Here is a 13107-nt window from a genome sequence, read left to right as displayed (position 1 = left end):
TCTGCTCAAGTCTCCCTGATTGATATCGCGGAAATCTGGCGGCCGTAATCCGGCTCCTTGCGATGTGTCGTCCTGCGGTAGGAAAAGAAGCGCTCGTTGTCCGGATAGGTGCAGAGGCCGAGGCTTTCCGCACGCACGCCGGCTTTCGTCAACCGGTCGACGGTCAGCGCCGGCAGGTCGAACATGGCGTGGCCGGGCGTTGCGGAAGGCACGAAAAAGCGCTCGTCCTCCGGGTTTTCGGCGACGAAACGCTCGACGAACTCAGGGCCGACCTCATAGCTCGCCTGGCTGATTGAGGGGCCGAGGCAAGCGACGATGCGAGCGCGGTCCGCACCCAGTGCCTCCATGGCGGCGATGGTGTTTTCGAGCACGCCCGTCAGCGCGCCCTTCCAGCCGGCGTGGGCAGCACCGATGACGCGATTGCCGGGGTCGGCAAACAGGATGGGTCCGCAATCGGCGGCGAGCACACCAAGCGCAATGCCAGGGGTGCGCGTTACCATCGCATCCGCATCGGGACGGGCGCCGTCGTAATCGGCGCCGATCGTCACGACATCGGGGGAATGGACCTGATGCACGGTTGCCAGCCGCTCGACCGGCAAGCCGAACCAGGCGGCGACGCGACAGCGGTTTTCCAGGACCTTGTCGCGTTCGTCGCTGGAGCCGAGGCCGACGTTAAGGCCACGATACAGCCCCTCCGAAACGCCGCCGGCCCGAGTGAAATATCCGTGCCGGATCGTGGCGCCCGTCGCTTCGTTCAGCAGCACGCTTTCGATCGGTGCGGGAGAGGCCGCGTCCTGCATCTGTGATTCCGGGGTTTTCGAGGGGTTTGTTATTATCCCAAGCGCATCGCATATGCGGCGCGCTTCAAGTTCTTGTTTCGGGCGGATGTTGAACCAGCCGCGTGCGCCCTGTCAATCCACCGGACGAAAGGGCATGAGATCGAGGGCGGGATAGGAGACCGCCATCACCTTGAAGAGTTCGCCCATCCGGCCTTCACCGGCGCCGGCGAGCCTTTCGACCGCCGCCTGGATGACCTGCTGGGTCTGCGGCTCGCGATCGCGGCCGAGGGCGGTTGCGCGATCGAGGATGCCGAGACCGGTCAGGAAATCACCCTGATGCAGGGCGCCGTTCAGATGGAGGCCGGCCGCAAGCGCCGTTTCGGCGAGCTGCTGGAAGTCGACATGGCTCGTCAGATCGGCTTCGCCGGGATGGGCGAGCGGCGGGTCGAATTCATGCATGCGCACGGCCTGCAGCGTATCGCCGAAGCCGGTGACGAGATGGCCGTAGTCGATCGTAAGCGCCGTGCCGCCGAAGGCGCGCAGCCGCTCGCAGATCGCCATCATCACCGCCTGGCGGGCAGGCGAGATCTCAAAGAGGGTGCCGACCGGCACGTTCTGCACCGGTTCGGGCAGCAAGGTAGGATCGAGGCCGGCGACGCCGGCGGCGAAAGTCAGCTCGCCATCGGCGTCGATACCGACCATGCGCTCACGGAACCCCGTCGGCATGCGGACGAACTGGCGGATCGGGATGGCGTCGAAGAGTTCGTTGGCGGCAATCAGCGTGAAGCCTGATGGTACTTCGTCGAAGCCATCGTGCCAGGTGATCTTCTCGCCGTGGGGTTCGAGCGTCTGGCTCTGGACATCGCGCAGGCGCTCGCTGGTTTCGACGAGATGCACGGTCATGGCGTCGAAAAGCGGTGGAGCGATGCGGGAGATGACGCGCAGCATGTCGGCCATCATGGTGCCGCGGCCGGGGCCGATCTCGACGAGGCGGACGTCTGTCGGTGTGCCATGGCGCTGCCACGCATGGACGATGAACACGCCGATCATCTCGCCGAAGATCTGGCTGACCTCCGGCGCGGTGACGAAATCACCGGAACGGCCGAAGGGCTCGCGGGTGCGGTAATAGCCGTGTTCGGGGTCTGCGAGGCAGAGCGAGAAATAATCGGTGACGCTGATCGGGCCGTTGGCCTGGATAATCGCCTTGATCTTTTCGCCTAGAGCGGTGGTCATGTCGCGCGTCCTGCCGTTTCAGAGCTGCAGCGCAGCCTGGCGGCGGGCCCGCAGCATCGCCCAGAGGCCAAGCAGGATCATCGGGAAGGAGAGCACCATGCCCATGGTCAGCCAGTTCGTGCCGACGAGGTAACCGAGCTGGGCATCAGGCTCGCGGAAGAATTCGACGAAGATGCGCGACAGTGCATAACCGCAAACGAAGACGCCTGTAATGAAGCCGGGGCTTTTCAGCGCTCGCATGCCATAGACGAAGGCGGCCAGCACCAGGAGCAGAACGATGCCTTCGAGGCCGGCTTCGTAAAGCTGGCTCGGATGGCGGGCGAAGGGACCACCGGTCGGGAAGACCACGGCCCAGGGCACGTCGGTCAACCGGCCCCACAGCTCGCCATTGATGAAATTGGCGATGCGGCCGAAGAACAGACCGAAGGGAACGACGGCGGCGACGATGTCGAACAGGCTCCAGACCGGGATGGCGTTGCGGCGGGCAAAGAGGATCATGGCGATCGTCGTACCGGTCAGGCCGCCGTGGAAGGACATGCCGCCGTTCCAGATCTCGAGCGCACGGACGGGAGTGCGCAGGACGGCGGGGAGGTCATAGAAGAAAATATAGCCGAGACGACCGCCGAGGACGACGCCAAGCGCTGCCCAGACGATGAAATCGTCGAGATGCGTCTTTGATATCGGCGAGACGTTGCCGGGCCAGAGACTGTCATTGGCGACGATGCGGCACGCATACGCCCAGCCGAGCAGGATGCCGGCGACATAGGCGAGACCGTACCAGTGAATCGCCAGCGGACCGATCGAAAAGGCGATCGGATCGATATCCGGGAAAGGCATGATGGCAAGGAGATCGGCTGCTGTCGGCAAGGTTTTCCACCTGTTGAGTTGCGCGGAACATGCCGCTGCGATCCCGGACGGTCAAGTCCATTGTTCGTGATGGCCCATTCCCGGGCTGGTTCCGGCAAGCTTATCCCGTGTAAAGCGCTTGCATCGTCGATGGCGAAGCCCTACCTCAATCCCCGAGGCCCTGAAGGGCTGAATTCACCTCATGCGAAGGGAGAAAAACGCCATGACGACCGGAACGAACCGCATCATGGACGAATTCGCCAAGCTGATGACCGATGCGGCCGGTGCCGCCCAGGGCGTCCGCAAGGAGATCGAAACCGCCTTCAACGCCCAGGCGGAGCGTTGGCTGAACAGCATGGACATCGTCAAGCGCGAGGAGTTCGAGGCCGTGCGCGAGATGGCGATCAAGGCACGCGACGAGAACGAGGCGCTTGCCGCCCGCATCGCAGCACTCGAGGCGAAGCTTGCCGGCGAGGGCGCTTAAGTCCCGATACGACACAGATGCGGCGTTGCCTTCATGCCACACGCCGCATCTTCCGTAAAAAAACCAGGTGAGTTTTCCACCTGTGGACACTGCCAAAAAAGCCAATTCGCAGAGTCGCTTATTCTCCCTTCTGAATTGAATTTCGAAGAGCCTTTCCACAGTGGCCGGTCCTATTTTCCGTTCAGGGGGCTGGCAGGGGACCAGGGGCGCTATACACTGATTTTAAATGATGATTCGAAGCGACGTGGTAAGCTCCGGGCAGGTTATCTGCGTTAAGTCTGGCAGCGGTTCAACGATCATCCGAGTGGTGGTTCCGGTATTTTGCGTGTGTCTTTCTTGTGTTCGTACACCAAGTTAGGTCGCATTCGTTCCGGTCAAGAAGGTGCTGCATGAACCTGATGGAATTGGAAGTCGAGCGTCAGTCGAACCCGGTCGATATGATCGAGTACGTTGCCTCCAACAACGACTGGTCGTTCGAGCGGTCCGGCGAGGACGAGATCGCGATGACGGTCGAGGGCCGCTGGACGGACTACCACGTCTCCTTCTCCTGGATGGAGGAATTCGAGGCGCTGCACCTCGGCTGCGCCTTCGATATCAAAGTTCCCGACATCAGGGTCAACGAGGTGGTCAAGCTGCTCTCGGCGATCAACGGGCAGGTGCTGATGGGTCATTTCGACCTCTGGCGCCAGGAAGATGTCGTGATTTTCCGCCAATCGCTGCTGCTTGCCGGCGGTGCGGAGCCTACTAATCGCCAGGTGGAGGTGCTGCTTTCCAGCGCGCTTGACACCTGCGAGGCCTATTTCCAGGCATTCCAGTTCGTCGTCTGGTCCGGCATGGAAGCGACGAAGGCGATGGAAGCCGTGCTGTTTGAAACGGTCGGCGAGGCTTAAGATGCCGACGAAGGCTTTCTCCTCGACACATCCCGTCGTTCTGATCGGTGCCGGAAACATGGGCGGGGCGATGCTCTCCGGCTGGCTGAAAAGCGGCGTTCCGGGCTCGGCCGTCATCGTTGTCGATCCAGGCCCATCGCCGGCGATGCTTTCGACGATCAGCGAGGCTGGCGCGACCCATCTGACCGCGCTTCCCACGGATTTGAAGGCAAGCGTGCTGTTCCTGGCGGTCAAGCCGCAGGTGATGGAGGCGGTGCTGCCGGCGGTGAAGAGTGCCGTCGGGCCAGACACGGTCGTCGTCTCGGTCGCGGCCGGCAAGACGCTCGGTTTCCTCGAGAAACATCTCGGCAAGGCCGCCATGGTGCGGGCCATGCCGAACACACCAGCCATGGTCGGGCGCGGCGTTACCGGCGCTTTTGCGAATTCAAGGGTTAGCGATCCGCAGCGCGAACGCGTCCATTCCCTTCTGCGCGTCTCGGGGCCTGTCGAATGGGTGCCGGCGGAAGCCGATATCGATGCCGTGACGGCGCTTTCGGGCAGCGGTCCGGCTTATGTATTCTATCTCGTCGAATGTATGGCGGAGGCAGGCCGTAAACTCGGTCTGCAGGCGGACCTCGCCATGCGTCTTGCGCGGGAAACAGTCGCGGGGGCTGGTGAACTCATGCACCAGTCCCCCGACGACGCTTCGCGGCTGCGGGAGAATGTGACCTCTCCCGGCGGCACCACGGCGGCGGCGCTCGCCGTGCTGATGGCCGAAGACGGCATGCAGCCCTTGTTCGACGCAGCCCTTGCGGCGGCGCGCAAGCGGGCCGAGGAACTGGCTGGCTGACGGAGACCATATGGCAGAAGATATCACCTACGCCGATTTCGAGCGTGTCGATATCCGCGTCGGCACGATCATCGAAGCCAGTCCCTTTCCGGAGGCGCGCAAGCCGGCGTTCAAACTCCTGATCGATTTCGGTCCTGACATCGGCAATAAGAAATCCTCAGCGCAGATCACCGTTCATTATACGCCGGAAAGCCTGATCGGCCGGCAGGTGCTCGGCGTCGTCAATTTCCCGCCGCGCCAGATCGGGCCGTTCCGCTCGGAAGTGCTGACGCTGGGATTCGAGAACGAGAACGGCGCGATAGTGCTTGCTGCGGTCGAACAGCCGGTGCCGAACGGCCGAAAGATGATGTGAGCGCGAGCTCGCATCAGATACTCCGAGGTCTGATCTCCTGCAGGAATGGATTGCTTCGCCGCTCGTCGCCGATGCGGCTGCCGGGGCCGTGGCCGCAGATGAAGCCGACGTCGTCGCCGAGCGGCAATACCTTGTCGCGGATCGAATCGAGAAGCTGCTGATGATTGCCGCCGGGCAGGTCGGTGCGGCCGATCGAGCCGTTGAAAAGCACGTCGCCGAGATGGGCGAAATTCTGCGCACGGTTGAAATAGATGACGTGGCCGGGGGCATGGCCGGGCGTGTGATAGACTTCGAATTCATGGGCGCCGAAAGAGATCTTGTCGCCATCCTTCAGCCAGCGGTCGGGCACGACGTCGCGCAATCCTGATATGCCGTATTTTTCAGCCTGCGTTTCGATCCGTTGCAGCAGCGGCAGATCGTCCTGATGCGGGCCGACCACGTCGATGCCGAGGGCCTCCTTCAATTCACTGGCGCCGCCCGCATGGTCGAGATGGCCGTGTGTCAGCCAGATTTCCTTGATGGTCAGGCCGTTCTGGGCAATCGCCTGCAGGATGAGCGGCACGTCGCCGCCGGGATCGACGACGACGCCTTCCTTGGTATCGGGATCGAAGAAGATCGTGCAGTTCTGCTGGAAGGGTGTCACCGGAATGATGCCGGCCTGGAGCATGCCCATATGTGCCTCGCTTCGTGTCTCTGTTGCTTCGGGTATAGTCCGAAACCACGGCAAGGACAGCCGGAATCTTCCGCCATTGCGGCCTGCCTCACGGCAAAAAGACGGACTGAAACAAGAGTTTATGCCTCTCTTCGCCATTGTCGTAGAGCGGAAAAATCGATTTTTCTTCAATTCTTCAAGGCACTTGGATGAAATCTCCCACAAGCGGCGTTTCGCTGGGCGGAGTGCCGGGGAACATCGTGGAACCCCGCGCGTTGTCAGCCCATCGAAACCAAGGAGACGCTCATATGACCTTGAAGAGAAACATTCTGTTGGCTGGAGCCGTGCTCCTGGCGAGCGGCGGTCTTGCGCAGGCGGAGATGATGGCGACAACGGTCAATGATCTCAACGTTCGCGCCGGCCCGGGCCCGCAATATCCCTCGGTCGGCCTTGCCACCCGCGGCTCGACCGCGGTGCTCGACGGCTGCATCGAAGGCAGCCGCTGGTGCCGCGTCGACGTCAACGGCATGCGCGGCTGGGTCTATGCCGATTATCTGCAGGTCGATCATGGCGGCAGCTCTGTTATCGTCGAACAACACCGCGCCGAGATCGGCGTTCCCAGCGTGACTTACGAGTCGACCGCGAGTGTCGTCCCGGCCGATCCGCAGCCGGCACCGGGCGATGAGTTGCTCGGCCCCGTCGGTGCGGTCGAGACCATCACCCCACCGGAGACAGTCCGCACCTACATCGAGACCAATCCAGGCCAGACGGTGCAACTCGGCGGTGACGTCGTCGTCGGCGCGGAAGTGCCTGCCGATGTCACCTTCCAGTCGATCCCGGATTACGAGTATCGCTATACCAGGATCAACGACCGGCCGGTGCTGGTCGATCCCGGTACACGCCGGATCGTCTACGTCTATCAGTGACGTGATCGACAGAAACTGAGGCGAGGCGGACGTCGGACCGCCTCGTTCCGGGGCGCTTCTCCCTGCCTTAATCCCGCATCGGTTGATTTTTCTTAACGTTTTCCTCCGAAATATGATAATATACTAATGTGCTGAAGGTTCGGCATAGATCGGCGGTCGGGGAGATCGCCAGAGGAGGAAATCATGGAAGCGCTACTTCCGCTCATCACACAATTGATTGCCGGTGCAATTGGCGGCAACGCCGCGAGCGCCGCTTTGAAGCAGCAGGCGATCAATGTCGTCGCCCGTACGATCGCGGGTGCGATCGGCGGCGTTGCCGGCGGTATGCTGCTCAGCATGGTCGGTGGGGAAGCGGCTATGACCGGCCTGATCGCCGACGGCATCGGCGGCTTGATCGGCGGCGGCATTCTCTCGACGCTCGCCGGACTGGTCATGGCACGGGCGCATAGATAAAAGGCCCGACGGGTCTGTATCTTTAGCACTTTGAACTGCTGCCTCCTTAAATCGATTCCGATTTAAAGAATTATGCGGTAGCCCGACCGATTGCGTGAGGGTCTTATTCGGCGGCGACCACCGCCGGATAGACTTCCTTCATGTGATCGTTCATCCGTGTTTCGAGATCGTCGACGGCGTGAAGCGATACGGGCCGATTTCGGAAACCGGGTTGATGACGTCTGGCGGGTGATACCGTTCAGAAAGCAATCCGGGGTCGGCGTGTGAATGACGCCATCCTTGATGAAGAAGATGTTGGCGCCGGTCGCCTCAGTGACCTGACCGAGATAATCGAGCATCATCTCCCCAGACTCCTCCGGCGCTTCACGCGCCATGCCTGTTGATTGTTGTCCCAATTACGTTTTATCCACAGACGCAAGGGGAAAACGCGTATTGCGTGGGAGTGCCAGACGGACCTTGGTTTCCAGGGAAATGCCAGGGAAATGAGAGGCCGTACGGGGCTCCCGCAGAGTTCGCGGAAGCTAATAGCGACGCAAATTTATGTCTATGAGGCTGACATATCTTCGCGAAAACTTCCGGCAGCGCGCGGAAAAAGAAAGGAAATGCCGAGTGTCACGACAGACCGGCCCGAAAGCAGGCAAGCCGGAGCCGCTAGCCACGCCGATGGAAGATACTGATATCATCGATTTCGAGATCATCGAGCTGTTCTTCTTCGCCTATCGCGACTTCGTTTCCGATCCTGACGCTATCCTCGAAAAGAGCGGCTTCGGTCGGGCGCATCACCGCGTCGTGCATTTCGTCAACCGCAATCCCGGCATGACGGTAGCCGATCTTCTCGAAACGCTGAAGATCACCAAGCAGAGCCTTGCAAGGGTGCTGAAACAGCTGATCGACTCAGGCTATATTCGCCAGGTGGCAGGTCCTGAAGACCGGCGGCAGCGCAAGCTCTATCCGACGAAATCGGGACGAGAGCTGGCGCTTGCCCTTGCCGAGCCGCAATCGCGCCGCATTGAGCGGGCATTCGAAGGGGCTTCTGCGGAGGTGCGGGAGAGCGTAAAAGCTTTCCTCAGCGGCATGCGGGACAGACAGAAGGCGGATTGAATGGCGGTCAAGACAGATATTTCCGATGATGCGGCGCACTTGCTGGTGGTCGATGACGACTCCCGCATCCGTGCGCTGCTCAATCGTTATCTCGCCGAGAACGGCTTCCGCGTCACCGTCGCCGCCGACGGCGCCGAGGCGCAGCGCAAGCTTGCGGGTCTCGACTTCGACCTGATCATCATGGATGTGATGATGCCCGGCGAATCCGGCATCGAGGTTACCCGCGGGCTTCGCGCCATCAAGAACGTCCCGATCATCATGCTGACGGCGCTGGCAGAATCGGGCAACCGCATCGAAGGCCTTGAGGCGGGCGCCGACGACTATCTTTCCAAGCCCTTCGACCCGCGCGAACTGGTGCTGCGCATCAACAACATCCTGCGCCGCAACGCCGGGGGCGAGGGACCGAAGATCGAACAGGTGATGTTCGGCCCCTACACTTTCTCGCTGACCCGCAAGGAGCTGAAGAAAGCCAGTGAGGTGATCCGGCTCACCGACCGCGAGCAGGAGATCATGCTGCTCTTTGCGCGGCGCGCCGGCGACACGATCCCCCGCCATGAACTGATCGGCAACGATACCGAAGTCGGCGAGCGGACGATCGACGTGCAGATCAACCGGCTGAGGCGTAAGATCGAGGACGATCCCGCCAATCCCGTCTGGCTGCAGACCGTGCGCGGCATCGGATACAGGCTGAGCATCGACTAAACTCAAGGTTCGGGACCGGCGCTGATGGTGACGATCGACAGCTTGCGGCGGGAAGACCGCACTTCTGCGCCGGGCTGGCGCTCGATCGTCCGCTGGCTGCGCCGGCGGCTGCCGACCGGACTTTACGCGCGCTCGCTGCTGATCATCATCATTCCGATGGTGCTCCTGCAATCCGTCGTCGCCGCCGTTTTCATGGAGCGCCACTGGCAAATGGTAACGGAGCGGCTGTCGCTTGCGGTTACCCGTGACATCGCCGCGATCATCGAGATCATCGAGACCTATCCGCAGAATTCGGACTATAGCGAGATCATCCGCATCGCCCGCGACCAGCTCAGCCTGCAGATCTCGATCGAGCCGGACGGCGACCTGCCGCCACCGCGCGTCAAGCCGTTCTTCTCGATCCTCGACGGCATCCTCAGCGACGAGATCACTGACGAGATCCATCGGCCTTTCTGGATCGACACGGTCGGCAACTCGAACCTCGTCGAGATCCGCATCAAACTCGACAACAAGATCCTGCGGGTGCTGACGAAACGCAGCCAGACCTATGCCTCGAACACGCATATCTTCATCGTCTGGATGGTCGGCACCTCGCTGGTGTTGATCGGCATCTCGATCCTCTTCCTGCGCGGGCAGATCCGGCCGATCCTCACCTTGGCGCGCGCGGCCGAAAGCTTCGGCAAGGGGCAGAAGCCCGATAATTTCTATCCGCGCGGCGCCGACGAGGTCAGGCGCGCCGGCCTTGCCTTCATTTTGATGCGCGAGCGAATCGAACGGCAGATCGAGCAGCGCACCGCGATGCTCTCCGGCGTCAGCCATGATCTGCGCACCATCCTCACCCGCTTCAAGCTGCAGCTGGCGCTGGCCGGCGACAATCCCGACCTGCATGGCCTCAACGATGACGTCAACGACATGCAGACCATGCTGGAGGCCTATATGGCCTTTGCACGCGGCGAGGTCGAAGAGGATGTCGGCGAGCTGAGACTCAGTGAGATCTTCGCCAAGCTGGAATCCGATTTCGCCCTGCACGGCAAAAAATTCAGCTACTCCATCGAAGGCGATGACGATATCTCCGTCAGGCCGAACGCCTTCATGCGTCTCGTCACCAACCTTGCCTCGAATGCTCGGCGGTATGCCGATAGGCTCGACATCGAGGCCAAGCACAATGCCAAATGGCTGACCGTCATCTTCGACGATGACGGTCCGGGCATTCCCGAAAAGAATCGCGAGGACGTGTTCAAGCCGTTCTTCCGGCTGGATACGGCGCGCAACCTCGATGCATCAGGCACCGGGCTCGGCCTGGCGATCGCCCGCGACATCGCCCGCAGCCACGGCGGCAACGTCACGCTCAGTGACAGCCCGCTCGGCGGGCTGAGGGCCACGATCCGCATCCCGGCTTAGGCACGGGCGACCGTCAGCTTGACGGCTTTGCGTGCATCGAAATCGTCCATGTGTTCGACGATCCAGCGCCAGAGCGCGGCGACCTGCATGAGGAGGTCGCGTCCGAGCGGCGTCAACTCATATTCGACGCGCGGCGGCACTTCGGGATAGAGTGAGCGGATGATGAGGCCATCTCTTTCGAGGGTGCGTAGCGTCTGCGTCAACACTTTCTGGCTGATGCCCTCGACCCTCTCCATAAGGCGCGCGAAGCGCAGGGGTGCGCCAGCATCGGAGAGCACATGCAGGATGCGCAGCGGCCATTTCGCTGCCGCCCGCTCGATCAGTTCGCGGGCCCGCGCATCCTGTTCGTCCGCCATGCTGCAGAAATCGAACATGTCGCTGCTCACGTCAGTTACCTCAAGGTGTGTATAGATCGTCTGGGTACCTTCTTTCGATTGGATACAGTAGACCATACATGAGCCGGGAACCAAAGAAGGAGGGTTTCCGATGTCCAGGGTCTGGTTGATAACAGGGAGTTCGCGCGGTCTCGGCCGGGCACTGGCGGAGGCGGTTTTGGCCTCCGGCGACAATCTGGTGGCGACAGCGCGCGATCCCGGCCAGCTTGCCGATCTTTCCGAGCGGTATGGCGATCAGGTGCTGACGCTGGCGCTTGACGTGACCGACGAGGCGGCGGCAGCGGCGGCAGTCGAGGCGGGTGTGAAGCGGTCGGGCGCATCGACGTGCTTGTCAACAATGCCGGCTACGGCAATGTCGGCTCGATCGAGGATACCAGCCTCGCCGATTTTCGAGCCCAGATCGAGCCCAACCTCTTCGGCACGATCATCATGACCAAGGCGGTTATCGCCCTGATGCGCGGGCAGGGAGCTGGGCACATCATCCAGTTCTCATCCGTCGGCGGCCGGATCGGACCTGCCGGGCGCGGCGCCGATTCGGCGGCGAAATTCGGTGTCGAGGGTTTTTCCGAGGTGCTGGCGAAGGAGGTCGCGCCATTCGGGATCAAGGTGACGGTGATCGAGCCCGGCGGCTTCAGGACCGATTTCGCCGGCTCCTCGACGGTGCTTGCCGAAGGGCGGCAGGACTATGCGGAGACGGTCGGCGCCACGGTGCGCTTCCAGCGTGAATACGATGGTCGCCAGCCTGGCGATCCTGCCAAAGCGGCTGCGGTCGTCATCCACATCGCCGGTCTCAAAGAGCCGCCGTTCCGGCTGTTGCTCGGCAGCGATGCGCTACGCAATGTCGAAAAGGCGGATGCGGCGCGTATCGAAGCTGATCGGATGTGGCGCACCGTCAGCGTCTCGACCGATTTCGATGCCGAAGCCGACTCCATGCCCCAGATCAGGACGATTTTAGGCCCGATCGGCCTAAAATCTGAATCCTGATCTAAATCAAAGAAATAGAGCATGATGTCGTCCGAAAACCGCGCACACTTTTTGGCATCATGCTCTAGGAAAAGAAGGCCGGCTGACGCAGGCAAAACAAAAGCGCCGCTGAGAAGCGGCGCTTGGCGTTGAGGATAATCGGGGGATCAGCCGGCGGTGCAGAAGTGGCTGCGGCCGTCATAGCCGATATAGGTGCCGCTGCGCGGATCGAAGGAGCGGTAACGGTAGGAGCAGTAGCGCTGCCATTGCGGCGACCAGGGCTCAACCGATGTGCGAACCGGCGCGTAATATTGCGGCTGATCGACATAGACGCGGCGCGGGGCGCGATAGACCGGAGCGGGCTCGTAGTAATCCGGCTCGTAGGCCGGGTCGATGTAGCGGCGCTCTTCGTAAACCGGACCGTTGTTGGCATTGGCGATGGCAGAGCCGACGATCAGGCCGGTGGCGAGGCCAACGGCGCCGCCGACGAGTGCATCGTTGCGGCCGTGATCACGGCGCCAGTGGCGGTCGCGGGCCGACGCTTCACCGATGGCGGAAAGCGTGAGCGCGGCAGCGGTTGCTGTCAGCAGAAGGGTTTTGGCGAGCCTGTTCATAAGCATAAAATCCTAATCCCGGAACCGAACGCCGGTTCCTTTCTCGATGGTTACAGTGGTACAGATCTGTAGCTGAACGAAGGCTGAACGACAAAACCCGGCATTGCTGCCGGGCTTCAACTGGAATTCGCCAGCCTTGTTAAGGGTTCAGCCCGCAATCTGCAGATTGACGGCCTTCGGGCCCTTGCCGCGGCGATCCGGCTCCGTGTCGAAGCTTACCTTCTGGTTTTCCGTCAGACCGGCCAGGCCGGAGGCCTGAACGGCAGAAATGTGAACGAAGATATCGGCGCCGCCCCGGTCCGGCTTGATGAAGCCGAAGCCTTTGTCGGTATTGAAGAATTTTACAGTGCCAGTCTCTGCCATGCCTCAGGTCCTTTTCTCTCTGCCCGCCATCCACACGGGCAGCATCATAGCATTGCCTCCTTGCAGGAGGTGTTGGCAGGCAATTCTTGAAATTTGAGAAAAAGGTCCCCTCTACCTCGGCCTG

The 13107-nt window shown here is 61.6% G+C and carries 16 protein-coding genes and 2 pseudogenes; 10 read left to right on the top strand and 8 right to left on the bottom strand.

The features are described from left to right. Positions 1-5: 5 nt before the first annotated feature. The 3 genes from pgeF to lgt all read right to left on the bottom strand — a co-directional run bounded on the left by pgeF (position 6) and on the right by lgt (position 2879). Positions 6-800: a peptidoglycan editing factor PgeF gene (gene pgeF / locus BA011_RS13285; protein ID WP_065280808.1), complete on the bottom strand. Its 795-nt coding sequence runs from the start codon at positions 798-800 to the stop codon at positions 6-8. A 111-nt stretch (positions 801-911) separates the two neighbouring features. Continuing rightward, complete coding sequence (locus BA011_RS13280; protein WP_065280807.1) at positions 912-2012, bottom strand: class I SAM-dependent methyltransferase; 1101 nt, start codon at positions 2010-2012, stop codon at positions 912-914. Between the two features lie 18 nt (positions 2013-2030). Then, on the bottom strand, positions 2031-2879 hold the full coding sequence (lgt, locus tag BA011_RS13275) for a prolipoprotein diacylglyceryl transferase (RefSeq protein ID WP_065280806.1): 849 nt from the start codon (positions 2877-2879) through the stop codon (positions 2031-2033). Positions 2880-3081: 202 nt separating this feature from the next. Here lgt and BA011_RS13270 point away from each other — a divergent pair, with 202 nt between their 5' ends. From BA011_RS13270 to BA011_RS13255, 4 genes are all read left to right on the top strand, one after another. Continuing rightward, positions 3082-3342 carry an accessory factor UbiK family protein gene (locus tag BA011_RS13270; RefSeq protein ID WP_003541711.1) on the top strand — a complete coding sequence of 87 codons (261 nt, stop codon included), beginning with the start codon at positions 3082-3084 and terminating at the stop codon, positions 3340-3342. 389 nt (positions 3343-3731) lie between these two features. Further along, positions 3732-4232, top strand: coding sequence for a YbjN domain-containing protein (locus BA011_RS13265; protein WP_003541709.1), 501 nt, complete (start codon positions 3732-3734; stop codon positions 4230-4232). A 1-nt stretch (position 4233) separates the two neighbouring features. Beyond that, positions 4234-5061 carry a pyrroline-5-carboxylate reductase gene (proC, locus tag BA011_RS13260; protein ID WP_065280805.1) on the top strand — a complete coding sequence of 276 codons (828 nt, stop codon included), beginning with the start codon at positions 4234-4236 and terminating at the stop codon, positions 5059-5061. 10 nt (positions 5062-5071) lie between these two features. After that, entirely contained in the window at positions 5072-5413 is a 342-nt protein-coding gene (locus tag BA011_RS13255) for a tRNA-binding protein (protein ID WP_065280804.1), read from the top strand. A 13-nt stretch (positions 5414-5426) separates the two neighbouring features. Here BA011_RS13255 and BA011_RS13250 read toward each other — a convergent pair whose 3' ends face one another. Continuing rightward, positions 5427-6086 (bottom strand): MBL fold metallo-hydrolase, encoded by a 660-nt coding sequence (locus BA011_RS13250; protein ID WP_027664129.1) that lies wholly within the window; start codon positions 6084-6086, stop codon positions 5427-5429. 287 nt (positions 6087-6373) lie between these two features. Here BA011_RS13250 and BA011_RS13245 point away from each other — a divergent pair, with 287 nt between their 5' ends. Together BA011_RS13245 and BA011_RS13240 are read left to right on the top strand one after the other, a co-directional pair. Beyond that, positions 6374-6991, top strand: a complete 618-nt coding sequence (locus BA011_RS13245; RefSeq protein WP_065280803.1) for a DUF1236 domain-containing protein — start codon at positions 6374-6376, stop codon at positions 6989-6991. Positions 6992-7174: 183 nt separating this feature from the next. Next, a complete protein-coding gene (locus BA011_RS13240; RefSeq protein ID WP_003541697.1) occupies positions 7175-7444 on the top strand; it encodes a hypothetical protein in 270 nt (89 codons plus the stop codon). 103 nt (positions 7445-7547) lie between these two features. Here the strand turns inward: BA011_RS13240 and BA011_RS41575 are convergent. After that, positions 7548-7815 (bottom strand): annotated as a pseudogene (locus BA011_RS41575) (aminotransferase class IV); the annotation flags it as partial. A gap of 238 nt (positions 7816-8053) precedes the next feature. Between BA011_RS41575 and BA011_RS13235 the strand changes: the two are divergent. Genes BA011_RS13235 through BA011_RS13225 form a run of 3 tightly spaced genes read left to right on the top strand, consistent with a single transcriptional unit; the run spans position 8054 to position 10648 of the window. Continuing rightward, positions 8054-8545 (top strand): MarR family winged helix-turn-helix transcriptional regulator, encoded by a 492-nt coding sequence (locus BA011_RS13235; RefSeq protein ID WP_065282530.1) that lies wholly within the window; start codon positions 8054-8056, stop codon positions 8543-8545. Continuing rightward, entirely contained in the window at positions 8546-9247 is a 702-nt protein-coding gene (locus BA011_RS13230) for a response regulator (RefSeq protein WP_011652933.1), read from the top strand. 24 nt (positions 9248-9271) lie between these two features. Further along, entirely contained in the window at positions 9272-10648 is a 1377-nt protein-coding gene (locus BA011_RS13225) for an ATP-binding protein (RefSeq protein WP_011652932.1), read from the top strand. Here BA011_RS13225 and BA011_RS13220 read toward each other — a convergent pair. Then, positions 10645-11100, bottom strand: a complete 456-nt coding sequence (locus BA011_RS13220) for a winged helix-turn-helix transcriptional regulator (RefSeq protein WP_186806433.1) — start codon at positions 11098-11100, stop codon at positions 10645-10647. The two genes, BA011_RS13225 and BA011_RS13220, sit on opposite strands and share 4 nt — an antisense overlap. Before the next feature lie 34 nt (positions 11101-11134). Between BA011_RS13220 and BA011_RS13215 the strand changes: the two are divergent. Then, positions 11135-12027, top strand: a pseudogene (locus BA011_RS13215) (oxidoreductase). Positions 12028-12173: 146 nt separating this feature from the next. Here the strand turns inward: BA011_RS13215 and BA011_RS13210 are convergent. Together BA011_RS13210 and BA011_RS13205 are read right to left on the bottom strand one after the other, a co-directional pair. Next, the gene (locus BA011_RS13210) at positions 12174-12626 is read right to left on the bottom strand and encodes a BA14K family protein (RefSeq protein WP_186806432.1); all 453 of its coding nucleotides are present in this window, start codon (positions 12624-12626) and stop codon (positions 12174-12176) included. A 141-nt stretch (positions 12627-12767) separates the two neighbouring features. Further along, positions 12768-12983: a cold-shock protein gene (locus tag BA011_RS13205; RefSeq protein ID WP_003561293.1), complete on the bottom strand. Its 216-nt coding sequence runs from the start codon at positions 12981-12983 to the stop codon at positions 12768-12770. Positions 12984-13107: the final 124 nt, after the last annotated feature.

This window comes from Rhizobium leguminosarum (genome assembly GCF_001679785.1).
In the GTDB taxonomy this organism is placed as follows: Bacteria; Pseudomonadota; Alphaproteobacteria; order Rhizobiales; family Rhizobiaceae; genus Rhizobium; species Rhizobium leguminosarum_R.
The sequence above is the reverse complement of the archived record's forward strand: the minus strand, read 5'-3'. Positions and strand labels throughout refer to the sequence as shown.